Raw genomic sequence first — 22,234 nt, 5'->3', positions numbered from 1 at the left:
TATGAAAAAATCATTCTTACAATCTTTAGGTCCCGGTTTACTTTTTGCAGGTGCAGCCATTGGTGTATCTCACTTGGTACAATCTACAAGAGCTGGAGCTGAGTTTGGTTTTGGGTTAATTTGGGCGCTATTGTTAGTGCATTTATTTAAATATCCGTTTTTTCAATTTGGACCACGTTATGCAGCTGCAACAGGCGAAACTCTACTAGATGGTTATAGAAAGTTAGGCAAAGGTGTTTTAATAGCTTATTATGTAATCAATTTTGCTACCATGTTTACCATTCAAGCAGCAGTAACCATTGTTACAGCAGGTTTAGCATCACAACTTTTTGGTTTTACTGATGATTTAGTTGTATGGTCTACTCTACTGATGTTTATTAGCTTGATTATTCTACTGATAGGAAAATACAGTTTATTAGACAATCTGATGAAATACATCATTATGATTCTAACTGTAAGTACCATAATTGCGGTTTCTGTAGCTTTGTTTAGCACCAAAGAAGCATTTGATGTTACACAAATCATTCCTTCTGGTGCAGTAGAGCTAACTTTTTTAATTGCCTTTTTAGGATGGATGCCAGCTCCTTTAGACGTTTCTATTTGGCATTCTATTTGGTCTATAGAAAAAGACAAAACTACAGTGGTAAAAACCAAACCAAAAGACGCTGTTTTCGATTTTAATATAGGTTATATTGGTACACTTTTCTTAGGTTTATGTTTTGTGCTTTTAGGAGCTTTAGTAATGTATAAATCAGGTGAAACATTCTCTAACAAAGGTGGTGTATTCGCTTCACAATTGATAAAACTTTATACTAAAAATCTAGGTGATTTTTCTTATATTTTTATTGCTATTGCAGCATTTACAACAATGTTTAGTACAACAATTACCACTATGGATGCTTCTCCAAGGGCCATGAATAGAACCACAAAACTACTTTGGGGAAAAGAATTTAAATTGGGGTACTGGTTTTGGATTGTTTTTCTATTTATTGGTACTTTTTTAATCTTAAAATATTTTATGGATAATATGGGTTTATTGGTGAAAATTGCGACAATATTATCCTTTTTAACTGCTCCTTTTTACGCCATTTTAAACTATAAACTTATTACAGGAAAACATACACCTCAAGAGCATCAACCCGGTATTTATTTAAGAATTTTAAGTATTATTGGTATTTTGTGTTTAATAGGTTTTAGCTTTTGGTTTTTAACAAGTATTTAAAACTTTCCTTTGTATCTTTGCACCTAAATTTGATAGAAAATGGCAATAGATTCTGTTATAGCTCCTGAAAAACCAAAAAAACCAAAATGGTTACGTGTAAAATTACCAGTTGGTAAAAAATATACTGAATTAAGAGGTTTAGTAGATAAGTATAAATTAAATACAATTTGTACCAGTGGTAGTTGTCCTAATATGGGTGAATGTTGGGGAGAAGGAACTGCAACTTTTATGATTTTAGGAAACATCTGTACACGCTCTTGTGGCTTTTGTGGTGTAAAAACTGGAAGACCAGAAACTGTTGAATGGGATGAACCCGAAAAAGTAGCGCGTTCTATAAAAATAATGGGCATTAAACATGCTGTAATTACTTCTGTAGACAGAGATGATTTAAAAGATGGTGGTTCTATTATTTGGGCAGAAACTGTAGATGCAATTCGTAGAACAAATCCAAATACAACTTTAGAAACTTTAATTCCAGATTTTCAAGGAAATACAAAACAAATTGACAGAATTATAGAAGTACATCCAGAAGTTGTTTCTCATAATATGGAAACGGTTAGAAGATTGACTCGTGAAGTTAGAATTCAGGCTAAATATGATAGAAGTCTAGGTGTTTTAAAGTATCTAAAAGAAAACGGAATGCGAACAAAAACTGGTTTAATGTTAGGTTTGGGTGAAACTGAAGAAGAAGTGATACAAACCATGAAAGATTTACGTGAAGTAAATTGTGATATCATTACCATTGGTCAATATCTGCAGCCTACTAAGAAGCACTTACCAGTTAAAGAATTTATTACTCCAGATCAATTTAAAAAATATGAAACGCTTGGTTTAGAAATGGGCTTTATGTATGTAGAAAGTGGTGCTTTGGTACGTTCTTCTTACAAAGCACACAAACATGCGCAAGATTTATAATTTAAAAAAAAAATATTTTCAAATAGTTTTTGGCACGTAGATTGCGTGATATAAATGAAGAGACGTTGTAACCCTCTTTATTGTGTAAATTATTTGAATTAGTTGATAAAAAAACCATCTCAATTGAGATGGTTTTTTTCATTTCGTAAAACACTAACTTTATCTTAAAACAGCATCTAAACTCTTTTCAAAAGTTTGCTGTAATTTTTGCATTATTTTGTCTATTTGCTTGTCTGCTAATGTTTTGGTTTCATCTTGTAACAAGAAACTTACTGCATAAGATTTTTTACCTTCTGGTAATTTATCACCTTCATAAACATCAAACAAATCAACTTCTTTTAATAGTTTTCTTTCTGATTGAAACGCTAAATTATAAACCTCTTTAAACTCAGTTTTTGAATCTAATAATAAAGCTAAATCACGTTTTACAGCTGGAAATTTAGGTAAATCTGAAACTTTAATCTTTTTATTTCCAACAAATTTTAAAATAGTATCCCAATTAAAATCTGCAAATAAAACTTCTTGTTTAATTCCAAATTCTTTTAAAACTGAACGTTTTACAACTCCAAATTCTACTATTCTATTTTTTCCTAAACCTAGAGAAATTCCTTCAGAAAAAACATCTTGTTTGGTTGGAGATGCTTTTACTTTATCAATTCCTAATCTGCTTAAAACTGAGGTAATAATCCCTTTTAGGTAAAAGAAATCTGAAGTTTTATTACCTACATTCCAATTTTCTTTAGTTCTGTTTCCTGTAACAAAGAGTGTTAGGTGTTTGTCTTCTTGATATTTCCCATTATATTTATGATATGTTTTTCCACACTCATAAAATTGCAATGCATTATTTTTTCTATTGATGTTATAAGCAACTGATTCTAAACCACTAAACAATAAAGATTGACGCATTACCTTTAAGTCATTGCTTAACGGATTTAACATTTCTACATTTGCCTCTTCATTGATGTTTTCTGATAAATTTGCATACTCAGGTTTTGTCAATGAATTTGCCATAGTTTCGTTAAACCCTAAGGCACTCAATTGGTTGGCAACAATGTTTTCAATCTTATTTTCTTTATTAGAATCAAAAGATATAGAAGTATTTAATTTATGAGAAAACTCGATATTATTATACCCATAAACTCTTAAAATTTCTTCAATAATATCTGCCTCTCGCTGAACATCAGTTCTATAAGAAGGAATTGTTAATCCTAAACCTCCAGCAGTTTCACTATTGATTTTAATTTCTAAAGATGCTAAAATATTTTTAATTGATTCTTTTGGAATCTCTTGCCCTATCAAACGATATGCATTTTCATAAGACAAAAAGACTTGAAAATCTTCAATCTTTTCTGGGTAAAAATCAGAAATATCAGAAGCTAATTTTCCTCCTGCATATTCTTCTATCAACAACGCTGCTCTTTTTAAAGCATATTTTGTACAGTTTACATCAATTCCACGTTCAAAACGGAATGATGCATCAGTATTTAAAGCATGTCTTTTTGCTGTTTTACGAATAGAAACTGGATTAAAATAAGCACTTTCTAAAAATATTGAGGTAGTGTGTTCTGTAACTCCAGAATTTAATCCACCAAAAACTCCACCAATACAAAGTGGATTCGAATCTGCATCACAAATCATAATATCTTCTGATGATAATTCTCTTTCTACTTCATCTAAAGTGGTGAATTTTGTCCCTTCTTCTAATGTTTTAACTAGAATTTTATTTCCTTTAACTTTCTGAGCATCAAAAGCATGTAGTGGCTGACCTAACTCATGTAAAACATAATTTGTAATGTCTACAATATTGTTTTTAGGTGTTAAACCAATTGCTTTTAAACGATTCTGAATCCATTCTGGAGAATCTTTTACGGTTACATCGGTTATGGTAATTCCACAATAACGAGGTACTAATTCTTTGTCATCAACTTCTACATCAAAACGAAGCGTTCTTTCATCAACATGAAAATTACTTACAGAAGGTGAAATCAACTCTAATTTTACATCTTGTTGTATTAGTCCTGCTCGTAAATCTCTTGCCACTCCAAAATGACTCATAGCATCAGACCTGTTTGGTGTTAACCCTATTTCAAAAACGTAATCTGTTTCTATATTAAAAACTTCTGCTGCAGGAGTACCTACTTGAAGTTTTTTATCTAAAACCATAATTCCATCATGACTAGAACCTAAACCTAATTCATCTTCAGCACAAATCATTCCATGACTCTCCTCTCCTCTTATCTTTCCTTTTTTAATTTTGAAACCCTCTCCTTTATCATCATAAAGTGTAGTTCCTATAGTAGCTACAGGCACTTTTTGACCAGCTGCTACATTAGGTGCTCCACAAACAATCTGAACTGGAGCTTCTGAACCCAAATCTACTGTAGTAACTTTTAAACGATCTGCATTTGGATGCTGATTACAGGTTAACACTTTACCTATTACAATACCTTTTAGACTTCCTTTAATTGATTCTTTGGTCTCAATTCCCTCTACTTCTAAACCTAAATCAGTTAATAACTCTCCTGCTTTTACAGGTTCTAAATCTACCTGCAAAAATTGTTTTAACCAACTATACGATATTTTCATGTTCTTTTTCGGGTTTGTTAAGCCGCAAATTTACTTAAATTCTACTTTTTATCCTCCTTTTTTCATTTTAAAAAATGGAAGTTTATCCACAATAGTATACATAAACATTATATATTGATGAAAAATTCAGATGAAAAAGGGAGATTAAAAAATTACTATCAATCCATAAAAAGGTTTTAAACGAAAGACACCCCAGCTTTTAACTGAAAAATAAATATATTTGCCGCTTTAAACACCTTTAATGCTGCAAAAGATTCCGAATTATATTAAATATATTTTTACAAATGTTTTTGTATTATTTGTCTTTTGTTTTCTATTTCGGATAATCTTTTATAATTTTTTTGCACAGTTAGATAATGTTTCTTCATCTGAAATTCAAAGAGCATTTTGGTTAGGTTTACGTTTTGATTTAAAGTTAGCCATCATTACCTTTTTTCCTCTAGCAGCATTAATTTTAATTGTAAATTATCGTTTTTTACAAAGAAAAATTTATAAAAAAATAGCCAACATCTATTTAGTTTTAGCCTATTTAACACTAACCTTGTTTTATCTTTTTGATTTTGGTTATTATGATTATTTAAGTATTCGTTTAGATGCTTCATCATTACGTTTTTTAGACGATATCAAAATTTCTGGACAAGTTTTATTAGAAAGTTACCCTATTTACAAAGGTGTTTTTGGGCTTTTAATAATATCATTTTTGATTTATAAACTATCAAAATTTATCTATACTTCTTTTACAAATCAAAAAAAGACTATTTCAAAAAAATTAAAAGCTGTTTATTTTATAAGTACCATTTTATTGCTTTCTTACGGAATTTACAGTAGCATTACTCATTATCCATTGCGTTGGAGTGAAGCTTTTTTCTCGAAAAAAAATGCTGTAAATCAATTTGCCTTAAATCCTGTTTTATACTTTTTTGACAGTTTTGCATACAGAAGCCAAGGAGTTGATATGGATGAATTTAAAAAATATTATCCTGTAATTGCCAATCACTTAAACTTACCAAAAGATAAAGTTCTTTTTGAGAGAAAAATTACTTTTGATTCAACCTTTACAAAAAAACCAAATGTTGTTATTGTAATGATGGAATCTGTTGGAGTAAAGCCTATGAGTTTTTATGGAAACCCAATAGAAACTACTCCAAAAATGGACAGCATTCTTAAAAATAGTTTGCGTTTTTCTAATTTTTATGTGCACAAATCAGGAACTGCAGCTAGTGTTTTTGCTAGTGTTTCTGGTCTACCAGATATTGAGGATGTAAAAACGGCTTCTAGAAATCCTTTAGTGCAAGATCAGCGAATTATTTTTGATCAGTTTGATGGTTATGAAAAATTATATTTTTTAGGAGGAAGTGCAAATTGGGCAAATATTAGAAGTATTTTTCAATCGAACATAAAAGGATTAAAAATCTTTGAAGAAGGGAGTTATGAAACTGAAAAAAGGGCTGATGTTTGGGGAATGGATGATTACGAACTTTTTAAAGAATCTAACAAAGAATTAGAGAAATTAGCTAAAGCAAACAAACCTTTTATTGCCTATATTCAGACAGCTTCTAATCATATGCCGTTTACAGTTCCAGAAAAACAAGAGAGTTTCACTCCACTAAAAGAGAATGAAATTGAGGCTACATTATTAGAAAAATCTGGATTTAAATCTGTTGCGCAATTAAACGCATTGCGTTATTTGGACTTTAATATTGGTCGATTTTTAGAACGCGCAAAAGCTTCTGGTTATTATGATAACACTATTTTTGTATTCTTTGGAGATCATAACACTGCTATGAAAAGAACTGATAATTACACAAAAGAACACGATCTAAACATCGAGTTACAGCACGTTCCTTTCTTTATTCATGCTCCGAAATTTTTAACACCAAAAAATAGTGCTAAGTATGGTAAATTGATTGATTTATTTCCAACTGTTGCTAGTTTAGCAAAAGTGAATCATACAAATTATACACTTGGAACAAATTTGCTGGACTCAATTCCTGATAAATCCTCATCATTTGTATACTTAAAAATTAATGGTGAACCAGCTGTTGGATTGCTTCAGGATAGTTTGTATTATTCTAAAACCATACCTTCAAATACAACTAAATTGTATAAGCTGAATGAAAAAGCATTGACTGAATATCAAGAGGAATATCCAAAAATTAGTAAAGAGATGGATAGTTTGTTAAATGCTTTTTATCACTCTACAAAATACTTGTACTTTAATAACAAAAAGAATTAGTCGAAAATCTTTTGATCTACTTTAATATATAATAAATGGTACAATCGGGCTAAAATTGTTCCTATTAAAAGTCCTACTATAATATCAATAGGAAAATGTACACCTAAGTATAATCTGCTGTAAGCAAAAATTAGAGGAAAGCACAGGATTAAATAAATATATTTGATTTTATCTCTAAGTAAAAGAATAACAAAAACACTAAAAAACGTAGATGTTGTAGCATGTCCAGACATAAAACTGTAACTCTGAGGGTCTTTCAAAGTTCTTAGTAAATGCATAATTTCTGGATCATTATTTGGTCTTAAACGCTGAACGGAATTTTTAATAAAGTTGGTAAATTGATCAGAAAAAGCAACTAGAATAATCATTGAAAGAATTGCAAATCCTCCTCTTTTCCATCCAAAAGTTTTAATAACTAAATAAAAAATTAGAAGAAATAACGGTGCCCAACTAAATTGATTGGTAATGACTAACCACAAAGAGTCCCATTGTTCACTTCCTAAATTATTTAAATAAATAAGGATATTTTTATCAATTTGTATAATATCTTCTATCACTTATTTACCTACTTTTAAAACTTCTATTTCAAAAACTAAATCTGATTTTGCAGGAAAAGGTCCAAATTTTTCTTCACCGTAACCAATATAATAAGGGATAAAAAGTCTTACCATTTCTCCTTCTCTCATTTTTGAAACACCTTCTTTAAAACCAGCAATCATAGGTCTTTGTGCGTCATTTAAACGACACACAAAAGGTTTTCCATTTGCATCTTTAGTAGATTGTATTTTTTTACCATCAGCAGTGTAAAGTGTATAGTTGATGGTTAATGGCTCAAAATCTACTACTTTTTTACCTTGAGTTTCTTTTAATTTTAAAATTCGTAATCCAGAAGAGGTCTTTACAGCTTTAGACTCTTCCATTTTAGCTAAAAACTTTTCTTTTTCTACCAAATAATTGGAATACCTTTTTTGTTCAGCTTCTTTTTCTACTTTTTTTCGTTCATTGATAGATAGGTAGAATTTTCTATATTCTCTTTCAAAAACTTCTTCTGCATCAAAACTTTTTCCTTTTGAACCTAACTTTATAATGTTTACCGATAAAATAGTATCATTTTGTTTGATGCTATTTACTACAGCCATTCTTGTTGAATCGATGGCTTTTTGAACTTGCACAGTATCTTTAAACTTGGTTTTAATTTCCTTTAACTGATTAGAATTGATTGTAGTTTTACCAAAAACAGAATGTTTACCATCTAAATGTGGAATTGGTCTGTGTGTGATAAAAAACTGACTATTATTTGTTGCTGGACCTGCATTTGCCATCGAAAGAATTCCTGCATCATTGTGTTTGTAAATTAACTGACTGTTTTCATTTTTAGTAAATTCGTCACCAAAAGTATAACCTGTAAGTTTTCTACCTTGAGCTGTATATCCTCCAGCCTGAATGACAAAATTATTTACAACTCTATGAAAAATGATTCCATTATAAAAGTTTTCACCTTGTAAAGAATCTACTAATTTTGGATTAGTTCCTTCTACTAAAGAAACAAAATTTGCTACTGTCATTGGCACTTCTTCTTGATAAAGTTCTAACAAAATTTCTCCTTTATTAGTCAAAATTTCTGCATAAACTCCATCATCTAAAGTTTTATATTTTTCTGGTGTAGTACAGGAAAATATAAAAAGAACTAATCCAAAAATTAGAGTAAGATTCTTCATCAAAATTATTTATCTAAAATATCTAAAACTTCTACTTCAAAAATAAGTGCCATGTAAGGTTTAATAGCTCCTCCTGCTCTTGGACTTGCACCATAAGCTAATTCTTGTGGAATAAAGAATTTAAATTTTGATCCTTTTTTCATTAGTGCTAAGCCTTCATTAAATCCTTTTATAAATTGATTTGCTCTTGCTGTGTAAGGCTGATTTTTATCAACTGAACTATCAAAAACGGTTCCATCAATTGTAGTACCATGGTAATGAATTTTAACTTTATCTGTAGGCTTAACTAATGCACCTTTTCCTTCTTTAAGAATAGTATATTGTAAACCACTTTCTGTAGTTACCACACCATCTTTACTTTTGTTAGCTTCTAAAAAAGCAACACCTTCTTTTTTATAAACTTCTGCTTTTGCCAATTCTTCTTTTCTCTCTTTTGCTTGTTTTTTTTGAAAATAGTTTTGAATTACTTTTTGAATGTCTTTTTGATCAATCAATAAGTTTGTTGAATCTAATCCATTTATAATTGCTTGTTTTAACACATCTCTATTTACTTCTTCAAAACCAGATTTTAATTGACCTGACATTCCTAGACCTGTTGATAATCCTATCGCATAACTTACTGAATCTATTTCAGTTTCTAAAGATTTTACTTCTTTAAATTGATTTCCACAAGAAAACATAGACGCTATAATTGCAACTGATAAAATACTTTTAATGATTTTCATTTTTTATTATTTATTTAATGTTTGTTAATGTTACTGTACTTTTTATTGATTGATTAATTCCTATTTTATTTCCATCCCCAGAAATACCAAAAGCATTGTAAGATGGAATGACAAATGTAATAGTTTCTCCAACTTTCATCAACTTTATTCCTACTTGAAGTGCAGAAATAAAATCTTCTTTATCTATTGTATACGTTTTTGTTCCTAATTCTTCTTTAGAATAAATAATTTCATCATTTAAATCTGTAATATTATATTCTATAGTTACAATATCTCCTGTTTTTGGTTTTGGTTTTTCTTCTTCAGTTTTATTGATATAGGTATACCAAAAACCATTTGAAGAAACTTGATATGTATTTGCTGAATCTTTTTTAATTAGGTGGATGATTTTAGCATCTTCAATTTGATTCAGTTTTTTAGATTCTTTTATGGTTTCTTTTAAAATAGTTGTAGATGGTTTTGGGTTAATAGGTCTCCTTGGCTTAATTTTAGAGCAACCAAAACACACGATTGATAATAAAAGTAAAATTCTAATTCTCATAAGAAGTTTGCAGTTCGTTTTGATAATCTGGTAATAGTGATGTAAATTTTGTCACTGTTTTTGCCATTTCTAAGTCCGATTTTCCACCAGCAGCATTGTCATGACCTCCACCATTAAAATGATTTCTTGCAAATTTATTTACAGAAAAACTACCTTTAGAACGGAAAGATATTTTTACAATTCCTTGTTCTTTATCTTCAATAAAAATTGCTGCAAAAACAATTCCTTTTAAAGAAAGAGCATAATTTACAACGCCTTCTGTGTCTCCTTTTTGGAAATCGAATTGTTTTTTCTCTGCATCTGTTAGGGTAATGTATGCTGTTTTATAGGATGGTGAAATTTGCAAATTACTTAATGCTTGCCCTAACAGTAACAATCTGTTGTACGAATTTGCATCGTAAACATTACTATGAATTTTATCATTTTCTGCACCTCTATCTATCAAATCCGCAATAATTCGATGCGTCTTACTAGTGGTAGATCTAAATCTAAAAGAACCTGTATCTGTCATAATTCCTGTATACAAACACGTAGCAATATCAGCATCAATCAAATCTAAATCATTATTCATTTCTATAAACTGATATACCATTTGGCAAGTAGAACAAATCTCTACATCAGAATACATATAGGTAACATCATCTGGTTGTTGATGATGGTCTATCATTGCAAAATCATTAGGATATTGTTCTAAAGTGTTTTGCATATCATAACCTACTCTATGCAATGCATTAAAGTCCAAAAGAAAAATAATGTCTGAAGCCTTGATAGCTTTTTGAGATTGGTTGTTTTGCCAATCAAATCTATAAGTGGTGTCAGATGCAGGTAACCAATGCAAAAACTCTGGATATTCATTAGGCACCACAACAGTTGCAGTATGCCCTTTTTTATCCAAATACAATTTTAATGCTAAGGTAGAACCCATTGCATCTCCATCTGGATTTCTATGTCCAACAACCACAATGTTTCTTGGTTTTTTTAAGAAATCTTGTAACGCTTCAAATCCTTTTAAAATCATAAGTGGCGAATATACAATTTAATTAAAAAAATTGTGTAATTTCGCGCCGAATTTGTGAAAGTGTTTCACAACTATTGATTAGAAATTTAAAAGTCAATTAAATGGCAACAAATAGAACATTTACAATGATTAAACCAGATGCTGTAGAAAACGGACATACTGGTGCAATTTTAGAAAAAATTAATGCTGCAGGTTTTAGAATTGTAGCGTTAAAAAAGACTCAAATGACAAAAAGAGATGCAGAAACTTTTTATGCTGTGCATAATGAGCGTCCGTTTTTTGGTGAGTTAGTAGAGTTTATGACACGTGGACCAATTATCGCAGCAATTTTAGAAAAAGATAATGCTGTTGACGATTTTAGAACGTTAATTGGTGCCACAAATCCTGCAGAAGCAGCAGAAGGAACTATCAGAAAATTATATGCAACTTCTATTGGAGAAAATGCTGTTCATGGTTCTGATTCTGATGAAAATGCAGCTATAGAAGGAAACTTTCACTTTTCTGGAAGAGAACAATTCTAAATACTGAATTTAGTTCAGTACAAGTTAAGAATTTTAGAAATTCTTAGTCTAAAATATATTTAGTAAAAACTCGCAGCGTAATTGTTGCGAGTTTTTTGTTTTAGTTTAGTTTGAAATAATCTCTTTTTCACATAACTTCGTAACTTGTACTAAAAACCTGTAAAAAGATGGAATTTAAAGCGGTTATTTTTGATTTAGACGGAACACTTGTTGACTCTCTTCATGATATTGCAGATTCAATGAATATTGTTCTTAAAAATAACAATTTCCCTACTCACAGTTATGAAAAACACCAAAGCTTTATTGGTAGCGGAATTAGAAGTCTTGTTCATAATGCGCTACCTTTAACACATAGAAATGAGCAACAAATAGATTGTTGTTTTAATGAGATGGTTAAAGTCTACAGGGATAATTGCACTTGTAAAACAAAATCATATCATGGAATTATAGAGTTGCTAGATACTTTAATTTCACAAGGTATTAAACTAAGTGTTTTATCTAATAAAGCTGATGAACTTACAAAGAAAATTACTCAAAAGTTATTTCCAAATTGTTTTAATCCTGTAGTTGGTTTGACAGTTGAGGCACATAAAAAACCAAATCCGTTAGTAGCTATTGAGATTAGCAAAAACTTGGGAATAAAAACTGAAGAAATAATTTATGTAGGAGATACTGGAATTGATATGCAAACTGCAAATAATGCAAATATGTTAGCTGTAGGTGTTTCTTGGGGTTTTAGATCAAAAGAAGAATTAATTTCAAATGGAGCTAAGCATGTATTAGATAACCCTTTAGATTTACTTAAGATTTTACAATAGGAGTTTTTTTTTATTCTATTGGTAAAAAATCATCAAACCAACATTAACTTACCTATCACTTCTTCACCCAATTCTTCATTCATCATTTTGATGATTTTATCTTTACCATAACTCAATTCTTCTCTCAAAACAGAAGAAGATAATTGAATAATCAAGGTTTTATTCTGCAGTCTAACTGAAGTTGTATGAGTAGCAACACCTGGTCCCATCATTTTAGTCCAAGTTTCTTCAACTTTTATTTTCTGCATTCCTTTGGTCAAATTATTTTCTTTGATAAAGGATTTCATTAAATCTTGAATTGATATAGAATCATTTTCTCTTTTTGCCATTTCTTGGGTAAATTAGATTATTGGTTTTTTTAGATAATTAAATTAACAATTTTTAAAACTTCTTAGTTTTCTACTTATAACTAATACTCTACAATTTAAAAATCTGATAAGGAGAATTGCTTTGTTTTACAATATTTTCTGTCCTTTCTGAGTGTGTATCTGTAATAAATATTTGTCCGAATTCATCATTATTCACCAAATCTACAATTTGTTGCACTCTATTTTCATCTAATTTATCAAAAATATCATCTAATAACAAAATAGGTGTCATTTTTGATTGTTGTTTAATAAACTCAAACTGCGCCAATTTTAATGCAATTAAATACGATTTTTGTTGACCTTGAGAACCAAACTTTTTTATTGGGTACTCTCCTATTTGAAAATTCAAATCATCTTTATGAATACCTGAGGTAGTATATTGTAAAATCTTATCTTTTTCTAAGGATTTTTTTAGCAAATCTTCTATTGAAAAATCATGCAATTGACTTTTATATTTTAAATCTACACGTTCTTTATCCCCAGAAATAACTTGATATTTTTCATTGAAAATTGGAATAAACTCTTCCAAGAATTGTTTTCTTACTTCATAAATTTTACTCCCATAGGTTGTTAATTGCTCATCATAAACGCTCAAATTTAAAGCATCAAAGACACGATTAGCTGCAAAATACTTTAGCAATGCATTACGCTGACTCAAGACTTTGTTGTAAGCAATTAAGTCTTTTAAATAGGTTTTATTTTGCTGAGAAATTACACCGTCTATAAATTTTCTTCTAGTATCACTTCCTTCTGTTACCAAATCACGATCTGCAGGTGAAATTATTACCAATGGAATTTGTCCTATATGCTCAGAAAACTTTTCGTAATTTTTACCATTTCGTTTTAAAACCTTTTTTTGTCCTTTTTTTAAACTACATAGGATTTTCTCTTTTCTATCGTTCAATACATACTCACCTTCTATCATAAAAAAGGATTCATCATGTCTAATATTTTGAACAGCAACCGAATTAAAGTAGCTTTTTGCAAACGATAAATAGTAAATTGCATCCAAAACATTTGTTTTTCCAACGCCATTATCACCCACAAAACAATTTATTTTGTCCTGAAAATCAAAGGTTTGAGACACTATATTTTTAAAATTGACGATGGAAATTTTTTCTAAATACATTACTCTAAATCTGCGTTAAAAATCAATTGCAAATTATTGAAAATTTTGCGAATTAACCGCTTTTAAAATCCAATTAAAAAAACTATTTTTGTCGGCACTAATTTTTAATGACAGATGGCAACATACAAGAAGAGAGGATACAAACCAAAAAACAAAAAAGAAGAACAACAAGCAGAGCAAATAGACAGCACAACTGCAGAAGTTTTTAATACGCTAGATGAAACTGCTTCTAAATCTGAGCAGTGGATTGAAAAAAATAGCAAACCTTTGTTTGCTGCTTTAATTGCTATTGTTGTTATTTTCTTAGCTTATTTAGGTTATAACAAATATATTGTAGAACCAAATGAGTTAGAAGCTTCTAACGAGTTAGCTTTTCCTAGAAAGTATTTTGATGAAGCAGCAACAGCAGGTTCTGGTATAGATTCCTTATTAAATTTAGGGTTAGAAGGTGCTGATGGTAAATATGGTTTTGTTGATATTGCTGAATCTTACAGCGGAACTAATGCTGGAAATTTAGCAAACTATTATGCTGGGGTTTCTTATTTACAGTTGAAACAATATGACAAAGCTATTGAATATTTAAGTAAGTTTGACTCTGATGATGAAATGTTAGGACCTGTTTCTTTAGGTGCTATTGGTGATGCTTTTGCAGACATCAATCAACCAGAAGACGCTTTAGAATTTTATGAAAAAGCAGCGAACAAAAAAGCAAATGAATTCACTACTCCGTTATTTTTATTCAAAGCAGGACAAACTGCAATGAATTTAAAAAACTTCAGTAAAGCTGAATCACTATTTACTCAAATTAAAGAAAATTATTCAAAATCTGAACAAGGTAGAAATATCGAAAAATATATTGCAGCAGCTAAATATGCAAATTAGTTGTTGGTTGTTGGTTTATTGTTTTTAGTTAAAATCCAACAACCAAAAACTAATAATTAAAAACCAAAAAATGGCAACAACAAATTTATCCGTTTACGATAAAGCAACAATCCCAAATGCGAAGTCTTTTCGATTTGGGATTGTTGTTTCTGAGTGGAATCCTGAAATTACAAAAAACTTGCATAAAGGTGCTATTGAGGCTTTACTTGATTGTGGTGCAACCAAAGAAAATATTATTTCTTGGGATGTTCCTGGAAGTTTTGAATTGGTATATGGATGTAAAAAAATGATTCAAACAGAACAACTGGATGCTATAATTGCTATAGGAAACGTGATTCAAGGAGAAACTAAGCATTTTGATTTTGTTTGTGAGGGCGTTACACAAGGAATTGTTGATTTGAACATTAAATATGATGTTCCTGTGGTTTTTTGTGTACTAACAGATAATACCAAACAACAATCTCTAGACAGATCTGGAGGAAAACATGGTAACAAAGGAATTGAATGTGCTGTAGCCGCTGTAAAAATGGCAGCGCTAAAAAACAGTGACAAACCTTCTGAAAGTATCGGTTTTTAGTTTTCTGAGGAATTGGAATTATCAGTCTAAATCATTTTAGATTTTAAGAATAGTTTTAACATCAATATTTGAGAAATCCTTTTTATTTCTTTAAATTTGGGATGCTTATTAAATTGGTATAATCCTTGATTTCTTCTTAATCAATAGAAACCAATTAAATTTTAATTATGGGATTTTTAAAACGCACACATAAACAATTTGATTATCAACCTCGTTATTACAAGGGTGAGGGAAATCCGTTTAAAATTGAGCATAAGCTTGATAAATTTAGAAAAACTGCTGGTAAAAAAAGAGGTATCAAAACAAAAGTTAACGATGCATTTAGCGAGTTAAAAGACGTTAAAGAGAATGGAGTAAACAAAACCATCCTTATTATTATTGCTGTATTAGTTTTACTGTTTTTATTTATCATTGATTTTGATTTAACCATATTTACAAAGCGTTAATGTCAGACATCATTCAACTTTTACCTGATCACGTAGCCAACCAAATCGCTGCTGGAGAAGTCGTACAACGTCCTGCTTCTGTAGTGAAAGAGTTGTTAGAAAATGCCATTGATGCTGGTGCCACAAACATCAAATTATTATTAAAAGATGCTGGTAAAACACTAATTCAGGTAATTGATGATGGTAAAGGAATGAGCACCACAGACGCAAGAATGTGTTTTGAGCGTCATGCAACATCTAAAATTCAAAAAGCGGAAGATTTATTCAATTTATGTACCAAAGGTTTTCGTGGTGAAGCCTTAGCTTCTATTGCTGCAATTGCTCATATAGAGTTAAAAACCAAGCAAGAAAGTGAAGAGTTAGGTACTTGCATAAAAATTGAAGGTAGTAAAGTAATTTCACAAGATTTTATATCCACAGGAAAAGGAACAAGTATTGCTGTTAAAAACTTGTTCTATAACATTCCTGCAAGGAGAAACTTTTTAAAATCTGATACTGTTGAGACTCGTCATATTATTGATGAATTTCAAAGAGTTGCGTTAGCACATCCTAGTATTGCTTTTTTATTACATCATAATGATAACGAAGTATATCATTTAAAAAATAGTAATTTAAGAAAGCGAATTGTGGCTGTTTTTGGAACTAAAATGAATGAAAAATTAGTTCCTATTGATGAGCAAACTGATATATTAACCATAGAAGGTTTTGTAGCAAAACCAGAATTTTCAAAGAGAAAACGAGGTGAACAATTCTTTTTTGTGAATGACCGTTTTATAAAAAGCTCGTATTTAAATCATGCTGTGGTAAATGCTTTTGATGGATTGTTAGAACAAGGTTCTCATCCCTCCTATTTTTTGTATTTAACAGTTCCTGCAACTACAATAGACATTAACATTCACCCAACAAAAACAGAAATTAAATTTGATAATGAAAAGGCATTGTATGCAATGCTTAGAGCAACTGTAAAACACAGTTTAGGTCAATATAATGTTGCGCCTGTTTTAGATTTTAATAGAGACGCCAATTTAGACACACCTTATCATTTTAATTCAAAATCTGTAAGTACAAAATCGCCTAAGATTTCTGTTGATCCCAATTTTAATCCTTTTAAAGAGGAAGTAAACACAACATCTTCAAGTTCAACATACAAACCACAAAAACAAGCTGAGAGTTGGGAAGCTTTATATACGTCTGTTGCTGTTGAAACTCAGCAAAATCAAGAAGAATTATTTGATAATCAGCAAGAAGTAAAAACACAACAAACGTTTCAAATTCAACGTAAATATTTGTTAAGTTCTATAAAATCTGGAGTAGTTTTAATCAATCAATCTTTGGCACATCAACGTATTTTGTACGAAGATTTTTTAGAAAGCATTACTGTAAAAGAAGCCAATAGTCAGCAGTTATTGTTTCCTGTAAAAATTTCATTTTCATCCAAAGAAATAGAAATGATTTACACCATAAAAACAGAGTTAGAAAATGCTGGTTTTTCTTTTGATGAATTTACCAAAGACAGTGTTACCATTAAAGGAATTCCTGTTTCTGTAACTGAGAGTAAAATCACTATTATTTTAGAAGAACTATTAAATGATATTGATTTAGAAGTTCCTGATGCTAGTTTTAGTCATTTTGATGTGATGGCAAAATCGTTTGCCAAAACACTATCGATAAAAACAGGAACACAATTGTCTGAAAAAGAACAAGAAGGTTTGGTGAACGATTTGTTTTCTTGCAAAGATCCATCAACATCACCTTTTGGAAAACCAACATTTAAAACCTTAACCTTAAACGAAATTGATAATCTATTTAATAGTTAAACATGAATAGACTTACAGATGCTATAAAACACTTAATCATTATCAATGTAATTGTATTTGTTGCTCCGCAACTTTTGCAATTGGATTTTTCTAATATATTGGCTCTTCATTTTCCTAAAAATGAACATTTTGGAATTTGGCAATACATCACTCACATGTTTATGCATGGTGGTTTTGGACACATCCTATTTAACATGTATGGTTTGTGGGCTTTTGGTACACCTTTAGAGCAAATGTGGGGTAAGAAAAAGTTTCTTTTTTTCTATTTTTCTGCAGGTTTAGGAGCTGGTGCAATCTATACTTTAGTGAATTATTATCAGTTTAACGGAATTTATGAGCTGTTTGTGAATGCTGGTTTAAATCCGTCAGAGATTTTAACGATATTAGAATCTGGAAGTACAAATGATCAAAGAATTGTTCAAAATATTACGCAAGATCAATTTAATAAAATTATTGGTTTGTTTAATGCCAAAGCAGTAGGTGCTTCTGGTGCTGTGTATGGTGTTTTAGTAGCCTTTGGAATGTACTTTAAAGATGCAAAATTGGCACTGATATTTTTTCCTGTTCCAATAGCTGCTAAATACTTTATTCCTGGGATTCTAGCTTTTGATTTATTCTTTGGTATGACAGATTATTCAGTTGGTAATATTGCCCATTTTGCACATATTGGAGGAGCATTAATCGGTTTTTTAATAGCTTGGTATTGGAAAAAAAATCAATTTAAAAGATTTAATTAATGAGTTTTATAAACGACATAAAACTACGCTATAAAACAGGTAATATTGTTGAGAAACTTATTTTCATTAATATTGGTGTCTTTGTCTTAGCGTTATTATTAAGTGTAATTTTTGGTTTATATAAAAGTCAAGGTGATTTTATTTTTGATTGGTTTGCTTTAGATTATAGTTTTGATTCTTTGTTAACAAAACCATGGACGCTCATTTCTTATGGTTTTTTACATGCTGGTTTTTTACATATCATTTTTAATTTAATTGCATTGTATTTCATCGGAAATTTATTCATCCAATATTTTACACAAAAACAGTTGCTTAACTTTTATTTATTAGGAACTTTTTTTGGCGGAATTCTATTTATAGTAAGCCATAATTACTTTCCGTTATTTGAGGGAACACAACCTCAGTTAGTAGGTGCTTCAGCAGGAATTTCAGCTATATTTATAGGAATTGCTACATACATACCCAATTATCAATTAAAAATACGATTTATTGGTTTTGTAAAGCTTTGGCATATTGCAGCAATTTGGGTAGGTTTAGATGTTTTAGGTTTAATTGGAGGAAATGCTGGTGGACATTTTGCCCATTTAGGTGGCGCTTTATTTGGGTTTTTATATGTGAATCAAGCATCAAATAAAGAAATAAAAATTTGGGATAAAATTTCATTATTATTTACTTCAAAAAAGAAACCTTTAAAAACCGTATACAAATCAGGAAAAAAAGCTACTTCAAGGTCTAAAACAAACAATTTAACACAACAACAAATTGATAGTATTTTAGATAAAATAAGTAAATCTGGTTATGATAGTTTGACTAAAGCAGAGAAAGATTTCTTATTTAAACAAGGTAAAAAGTAGCATGAAAAAACTGTCACTTTTAGACAAGATTTTATACATAATAAATTCAGTAGCAGCTGTACTTTTATTGTTATCCTATTTCTTGCCCTATATATCTCCAAAATCAATTCCGGTTTTCGCAGTTTTAAGTCTTTTTGTTCCTTTTTTATTGATTTTTAATATTGCTTTTTTTATTTACTGGCTAATTAAACTAAAAAAACAATTTTTAACCTCTTTGCTTGTTTTAATAGTAGGATGGTTTGCAGTAACTCCATTTTATAAATTAACAGAAGAAAATTCTGAAACAAATAATGAATTAAAAATAATGAGTTATAATGTTAGGATGTTTAATCACTGGAAATGGAATGATGAAAAAGAAATTGACACTAAAATAAAAAGCCTAATTCAATCTAATAATCCAGATGTTGTAGCAATTCAAGAATATATGTCATTGCCTAAATATGCTATTAACTACCCTTACAAATACATAAAAAAAAGGTATAAAAAAGGAGGCTATGGTATGGCTATTTATTCTAAATTTCCAATTATTAAAAAAGGTTTTTTAGAATTAGGAAAATCAAGCTCTAATGGAATAATTTTTACAGACATCTTAAGAGAGAAAGACACTATTAGAGTTTATAATTTGCATTTGCAGTCATTAAATATAAAACCTGAAAAAGAAAATTTTGGAGAGGAAGATTCTCAAAAATTAATTCAAAGTTTAAAATACCGTTTTAAATTACAAGCCCAACAAGTTGATGTGTTTTTAGCTCATGAAAAACAATGGAAAGGAAAAAAAATAGTTTGTGGAGATTTTAACAATACAGCATATTCTTGGGTATATAATCAAATTTCTAAAAATAAAAAAGATGCGTTTTTAGAGGCAGGAAAAGGATTTGGAAAAACATTTAATTATTGGTTTCCTATGAGGATTGATTATATCTTAACTGATGAAAGTTCAATTGTAAATCAATTTATGACTTTTGATAAAAAATATTCAGATCATTATGCAATTGCTGCCAGTGTTAGTTGGTAATATGATTAATTTTGTCCAAAAAATTTAAAACACAAATTGAATAAATATTAAATGTATTCTTATCTAAAAACCAACTATCAATATGATTAAGACAGATGTTTGTATTATTGGAGCAGGGCCTTCTGGAGCTAGTACATCATTAATGTTGTCTAAAATGAAAATCAATCATTATATAGTTGATAAGTCTACTTTTCCAAGAGATAAAACTTGCGGTGATGGACTAATTTTATATGCTTATAAATCTTTATTACAATTAGACCAAAACCTATTTAAGGCGTTTCTTGAGAATCCAAAATTTATTCACAGTAAAACTATTAAACTTCATATTAATGATAGTCTTAACGTCAATATTAAAGAAAGTGAAGATAGAGACATGGTTATTACTTATGCCAAACGTTTTGATTTTGATTATTTCTTAGTTAGCCATTTATCAAAAAAATATGCTAACTCTGAATTTGGTAACGGAGTAAAAAAAATCATTGAATTAGACGATGGTATTTTGGTAAAACTTAAAGACGGAAAAGAAATTTTAGCTAAAATTATAGTAGGTGCAGATGGTGTTAATTCAATTGTTTCTAGAAAACTTGCTGATAATAAACCAAATAAAAAGCTTACATCCACTTTTGTAAATGCATATTTTAAAAATGTAACAGGTTTGCCTAAAACAAATGATGCGGAAATAAGATTGGTTTATCGAAAAACTCCTTTATTTTTCTATGTTTTTCCGTTAGCTGATGGTAGTGTAAATGTTAGTTTAGGTGCAAGAACAGACCTTATTAAAAAATATGACATAAACTTATTAGATGAAATAAAATCAATTATAAATAGCCATAAAAAAGTAGCTCATAAATTTAAAAATGCATCTATAATTGGTTTATGGAGAGGTTGGAGTATCCCTTTTGATTTTAATTCTAAAAAAGTGTACGGAAAAAGGTTTCTACTAGTTGGTGATGCTGCAGGTTTAACTAATGCTTTTTATAAAGAAGGAGTTGGAACAGGAATGATGTCTGGTATTATTTGTGCAAAAAAAATAGCACTGAGTTTAGAAAAAGGTGATTTTTCAGAATCGTTTTTAGCAACTTATCAAAATGATTTAAATAATGAATTTAGCAGATTATTAAGATTCAGTCACTTAATGGTAAGAATGGCTAGATACAAATATTTTTTTGCTTCAATGGTCTTAATATTAAAAAACTATTTTTACAAAAAAATCCCAAGTATTATCAAAAGAAAAAGTTATTAATAAACGTTTTATTAGTTTTCAAAACCATACTCCCTTTCAACTTTACAAATTCGAAGTTGATATTTTTTGTACCATTTATCTCTCCCCAAATTTCTAGCTTCTATATGCTCGATATTATTTTTCCAGTTAGTAATGTCTTTTAAAGTTTGCCAATAAGAAACTGTAATTCCAACTTCATTTCTTGCGGATTCAATTCCTAAATATCCTTTCTGATGTTTTGCTAAATCTTCCATTCTTTTTGCAGTTTCTAAATACCCTTTTAAATCATCATTCATAACAGTGGTAAAAATTACAGCATAATATGGAGGTTTCAAATGATCTACAATCATAATTCTAATTCATATTTTGTTTCTGGTAAATGTATATCATCACTAACAAATTTCTTAACTACTTTAAATTTCAATTTTTCTAAAATTTTAGCTGAAGCAATATTCTTATCAACAACATAACCTACTATTTTTTTTAACCCTAATTGTTTACAATATACTATAGTTGCTTTACAAATTTCAAATCCATAACCATTACCCCAGTACTTTTCTAAAAAACGATAACCAATTTCATCATCTAAATTATCTTTTACCAAAGCTAAAGTTCCTACAAATTGAGAATCAAATTTTCGTTCTATAGCATAAATCCAAAAATCATTATCTCTTTGAGTATATTTAGCTATTAAACCTTTTAATTCTTTTTCATTTTCTAGGTAAGACTTTACCCCACCATCAGCGTATTTTAAAACATTTGGATTACTTTCCAATTTATGAAATTCATTTAAATCACTAGATTTTAGCTTTCTAATTAGTAATCTTTCTGTTTCAAAAATCATCAATAATGTTGTAAATTTGCAAAGGCATTTTTTTTTTGTCTGC

At 29.6% G+C, this 22,234-nt stretch carries 23 protein-coding genes; 13 read left to right on the top strand and 10 right to left on the bottom strand.

Features of this window, described 5'->3' with window-relative positions; translation table 11 throughout:
* Window position 1 precedes the first annotated feature (1 nt).
* Window positions 2-1,222, top strand: a complete 1,221-nt coding sequence (locus tag FP421_RS05860; protein ID WP_159948510.1) for an Nramp family divalent metal transporter — start codon at window positions 2-4, stop codon at window positions 1,220-1,222.
* Window positions 1,223-1,261: 39 nt separating this feature from the next.
* Window positions 1,262-2,137 (top strand): lipoyl synthase, encoded by an 876-nt coding sequence (gene lipA, locus FP421_RS05855; protein WP_159948509.1) that lies wholly within the window; start codon window positions 1,262-1,264, stop codon window positions 2,135-2,137.
* 159 nt (window positions 2,138-2,296) lie between these two features.
* On the opposite strand, the gene pheT is transcribed toward lipA, so the two are convergent.
* Entirely contained in the window at window positions 2,297-4,723 is a 2,427-nt protein-coding gene (gene pheT / locus FP421_RS05850) for a phenylalanine--tRNA ligase subunit beta (RefSeq protein ID WP_159948508.1), read from the bottom strand.
* Window positions 4,724-4,964: 241 nt separating this feature from the next.
* Between pheT and FP421_RS05845 the strand changes: the two genes are divergently transcribed.
* Entirely contained in the window at window positions 4,965-6,959 is a 1,995-nt protein-coding gene (locus tag FP421_RS05845) for an LTA synthase family protein (RefSeq protein WP_159948507.1), read from the top strand.
* Here the strand turns inward: FP421_RS05845 and FP421_RS05840 are convergent.
* The 5 genes from FP421_RS05840 to FP421_RS05820 are packed head-to-tail and all read right to left on the bottom strand — an operon-like array spanning window position 6,956 to window position 10,961.
* The gene (locus tag FP421_RS05840; protein ID WP_236548050.1) at window positions 6,956-7,516 is read right to left on the bottom strand and encodes a phosphatase PAP2 family protein; all 561 of its coding nucleotides are present in this window, start codon (window positions 7,514-7,516) and stop codon (window positions 6,956-6,958) included. The genes FP421_RS05845 and FP421_RS05840 overlap by 4 nt on opposite strands.
* Window positions 7,517-8,677 (bottom strand): peptidylprolyl isomerase, encoded by a 1,161-nt coding sequence (locus tag FP421_RS05835; protein ID WP_159948506.1) that lies wholly within the window; start codon window positions 8,675-8,677, stop codon window positions 7,517-7,519.
* A 5-nt stretch (window positions 8,678-8,682) separates the two neighbouring features.
* Entirely contained in the window at window positions 8,683-9,402 is a 720-nt protein-coding gene (locus FP421_RS05830) for an FKBP-type peptidyl-prolyl cis-trans isomerase (protein ID WP_159948505.1), read from the bottom strand.
* Between the two features lie 10 nt (window positions 9,403-9,412).
* Window positions 9,413-9,943 (bottom strand): gliding motility-associated peptidyl-prolyl isomerase GldI, encoded by a 531-nt coding sequence (gene gldI, locus FP421_RS05825; RefSeq protein ID WP_159948503.1) that lies wholly within the window; start codon window positions 9,941-9,943, stop codon window positions 9,413-9,415.
* Window positions 9,933-10,961, bottom strand: coding sequence for a DHH family phosphoesterase (locus FP421_RS05820; protein ID WP_159948501.1), 1,029 nt, complete (start codon window positions 10,959-10,961; stop codon window positions 9,933-9,935). Before FP421_RS05820 ends, gldI begins: the two co-directional genes overlap by 11 nt.
* A 101-nt stretch (window positions 10,962-11,062) precedes the next feature.
* On the opposite strand from FP421_RS05820, the gene FP421_RS05815 reads away from it, so the two are divergent.
* Both FP421_RS05815 and FP421_RS05810 read left to right on the top strand, forming a co-directional pair.
* Window positions 11,063-11,482 (top strand): nucleoside-diphosphate kinase, encoded by a 420-nt coding sequence (locus FP421_RS05815; RefSeq protein ID WP_159948499.1) that lies wholly within the window; start codon window positions 11,063-11,065, stop codon window positions 11,480-11,482.
* A 167-nt stretch (window positions 11,483-11,649) separates the two neighbouring features.
* The gene (locus FP421_RS05810) at window positions 11,650-12,300 is read left to right on the top strand and encodes an HAD family hydrolase (protein WP_159948497.1); all 651 of its coding nucleotides are present in this window, start codon (window positions 11,650-11,652) and stop codon (window positions 12,298-12,300) included.
* A 32-nt stretch (window positions 12,301-12,332) separates the two neighbouring features.
* On the opposite strand, the gene FP421_RS05805 is transcribed toward FP421_RS05810, so the two are convergent.
* Window positions 12,333-12,629 carry a DUF721 domain-containing protein gene (locus FP421_RS05805; RefSeq protein WP_159948495.1) on the bottom strand — a complete coding sequence of 99 codons (297 nt, stop codon included), beginning with the start codon at window positions 12,627-12,629 and terminating at the stop codon, window positions 12,333-12,335.
* Window positions 12,630-12,717: 88 nt separating this feature from the next.
* A complete protein-coding gene (gene recF / locus FP421_RS05800; RefSeq protein WP_159948493.1) occupies window positions 12,718-13,797 on the bottom strand; it encodes a DNA replication/repair protein RecF in 1,080 nt (359 codons plus the stop codon).
* 114 nt (window positions 13,798-13,911) lie between these two features.
* Here recF and FP421_RS05795 point away from each other — a divergent pair, with 114 nt between their 5' ends.
* The 8 genes from FP421_RS05795 (at window position 13,912) to FP421_RS05760 (ending at window position 21,368) form a co-directional block, all read left to right on the top strand.
* Complete coding sequence (locus FP421_RS05795) at window positions 13,912-14,679, top strand: tetratricopeptide repeat protein (protein WP_159948491.1); 768 nt, start codon at window positions 13,912-13,914, stop codon at window positions 14,677-14,679.
* A 70-nt stretch (window positions 14,680-14,749) separates the two neighbouring features.
* Entirely contained in the window at window positions 14,750-15,256 is a 507-nt protein-coding gene (ribH, locus tag FP421_RS05790) for a 6,7-dimethyl-8-ribityllumazine synthase (RefSeq protein ID WP_159948489.1), read from the top strand.
* Between the two features lie 167 nt (window positions 15,257-15,423).
* Window positions 15,424-15,702: a riboflavin synthase subunit beta gene (locus FP421_RS05785; RefSeq protein WP_159948487.1), complete on the top strand. Its 279-nt coding sequence runs from the start codon at window positions 15,424-15,426 to the stop codon at window positions 15,700-15,702.
* The gene (gene mutL / locus FP421_RS05780) at window positions 15,702-17,519 is read left to right on the top strand and encodes a DNA mismatch repair endonuclease MutL (protein WP_159948485.1); all 1,818 of its coding nucleotides are present in this window, start codon (window positions 15,702-15,704) and stop codon (window positions 17,517-17,519) included. The genes FP421_RS05785 and mutL overlap by 1 nt, the downstream gene beginning before the upstream one ends.
* Before the next feature lie 2 nt (window positions 17,520-17,521).
* Window positions 17,522-18,256: a rhomboid family intramembrane serine protease gene (locus FP421_RS05775; RefSeq protein WP_159948483.1), complete on the top strand. Its 735-nt coding sequence runs from the start codon at window positions 17,522-17,524 to the stop codon at window positions 18,254-18,256.
* Complete coding sequence (locus tag FP421_RS05770; protein WP_159948481.1) at window positions 18,256-19,110, top strand: rhomboid family intramembrane serine protease; 855 nt, start codon at window positions 18,256-18,258, stop codon at window positions 19,108-19,110. Before FP421_RS05775 ends, FP421_RS05770 begins: the two co-directional genes overlap by 1 nt.
* Before the next feature lies 1 nt (window position 19,111).
* The gene (locus FP421_RS05765; protein WP_159948479.1) at window positions 19,112-20,125 is read left to right on the top strand and encodes an endonuclease/exonuclease/phosphatase family protein; all 1,014 of its coding nucleotides are present in this window, start codon (window positions 19,112-19,114) and stop codon (window positions 20,123-20,125) included.
* Between the two features lie 82 nt (window positions 20,126-20,207).
* Window positions 20,208-21,368, top strand: a complete 1,161-nt coding sequence (locus tag FP421_RS05760; protein ID WP_159948477.1) for an FAD-dependent monooxygenase — start codon at window positions 20,208-20,210, stop codon at window positions 21,366-21,368.
* Between the two features lie 11 nt (window positions 21,369-21,379).
* Here FP421_RS05760 and FP421_RS05755 read toward each other — a convergent pair whose 3' ends face one another.
* Window positions 21,380-21,697 (bottom strand): antibiotic biosynthesis monooxygenase family protein, encoded by a 318-nt coding sequence (locus FP421_RS05755; protein WP_159948475.1) that lies wholly within the window; start codon window positions 21,695-21,697, stop codon window positions 21,380-21,382.
* Complete coding sequence (locus FP421_RS05750; RefSeq protein WP_159948473.1) at window positions 21,694-22,191, bottom strand: GNAT family N-acetyltransferase; 498 nt, start codon at window positions 22,189-22,191, stop codon at window positions 21,694-21,696. The genes FP421_RS05755 and FP421_RS05750 overlap by 4 nt, the downstream gene beginning before the upstream one ends.
* Window positions 22,192-22,234 lie beyond the last annotated feature (43 nt).

Origin of the sequence: Polaribacter septentrionalilitoris, from assembly GCF_009832745.1 — a bacterium.
Lineage (GTDB): Bacteria > Bacteroidota > Bacteroidia > Flavobacteriales > Flavobacteriaceae > Polaribacter > Polaribacter septentrionalilitoris.
The sequence above is the reverse complement of the archived record's forward strand: the minus strand, read 5'-3'. Positions and strand labels throughout refer to the sequence as shown.

Bases quoted from the DNA above. Each gene is read 5' to 3' on its own strand.
- FP421_RS05860 (WP_159948510.1), top strand. From the start codon at position 2: ATGAAAAAATCATTCTTACAATCTTTAGGTCCCGGTTTACTTTTTGCA.
- lipA (WP_159948509.1), top strand. From the start codon at position 1,262: ATGGCAATAGATTCTGTTATAGCTCCTGAAAAACCAAAAAAACCAAAA.
- pheT (WP_159948508.1), bottom strand. From the start codon at position 4,723: ATGAAAATATCGTATAGTTGGTTAAAACAATTTTTGCAGGTAGATTTA.
- FP421_RS05845 (WP_159948507.1), top strand. From the start codon at position 4,965: ATGCTGCAAAAGATTCCGAATTATATTAAATATATTTTTACAAATGTT.
- FP421_RS05835 (WP_159948506.1), bottom strand. From the start codon at position 8,677: ATGAAGAATCTTACTCTAATTTTTGGATTAGTTCTTTTTATATTTTCC.
- FP421_RS05830 (WP_159948505.1), bottom strand. From the start codon at position 9,402: ATGAAAATCATTAAAAGTATTTTATCAGTTGCAATTATAGCGTCTATG.
- gldI (WP_159948503.1), bottom strand. From the start codon at position 9,943: ATGAGAATTAGAATTTTACTTTTATTATCAATCGTGTGTTTTGGTTGC.
- FP421_RS05820 (WP_159948501.1), bottom strand. From the start codon at position 10,961: ATGATTTTAAAAGGATTTGAAGCGTTACAAGATTTCTTAAAAAAACCA.
- FP421_RS05815 (WP_159948499.1), top strand. From the start codon at position 11,063: ATGGCAACAAATAGAACATTTACAATGATTAAACCAGATGCTGTAGAA.
- FP421_RS05810 (WP_159948497.1), top strand. From the start codon at position 11,650: ATGGAATTTAAAGCGGTTATTTTTGATTTAGACGGAACACTTGTTGAC.
- FP421_RS05805 (WP_159948495.1), bottom strand. From the start codon at position 12,629: ATGGCAAAAAGAGAAAATGATTCTATATCAATTCAAGATTTAATGAAA.
- recF (WP_159948493.1), bottom strand. From the start codon at position 13,797: ATGTATTTAGAAAAAATTTCCATCGTCAATTTTAAAAATATAGTGTCT.
- FP421_RS05795 (WP_159948491.1), top strand. From the start codon at position 13,912: ATGGCAACATACAAGAAGAGAGGATACAAACCAAAAAACAAAAAAGAA.
- ribH (WP_159948489.1), top strand. From the start codon at position 14,750: ATGGCAACAACAAATTTATCCGTTTACGATAAAGCAACAATCCCAAAT.
- FP421_RS05785 (WP_159948487.1), top strand. From the start codon at position 15,424: ATGGGATTTTTAAAACGCACACATAAACAATTTGATTATCAACCTCGT.
- mutL (WP_159948485.1), top strand. From the start codon at position 15,702: ATGTCAGACATCATTCAACTTTTACCTGATCACGTAGCCAACCAAATC.
- FP421_RS05775 (WP_159948483.1), top strand. From the start codon at position 17,522: ATGAATAGACTTACAGATGCTATAAAACACTTAATCATTATCAATGTA.
- FP421_RS05770 (WP_159948481.1), top strand. From the start codon at position 18,256: ATGAGTTTTATAAACGACATAAAACTACGCTATAAAACAGGTAATATT.
- FP421_RS05765 (WP_159948479.1), top strand. From the start codon at position 19,112: ATGAAAAAACTGTCACTTTTAGACAAGATTTTATACATAATAAATTCA.
- FP421_RS05760 (WP_159948477.1), top strand. From the start codon at position 20,208: ATGATTAAGACAGATGTTTGTATTATTGGAGCAGGGCCTTCTGGAGCT.
- FP421_RS05755 (WP_159948475.1), bottom strand. From the start codon at position 21,697: ATGATTGTAGATCATTTGAAACCTCCATATTATGCTGTAATTTTTACC.
- FP421_RS05750 (WP_159948473.1), bottom strand. From the start codon at position 22,191: ATGATTTTTGAAACAGAAAGATTACTAATTAGAAAGCTAAAATCTAGT.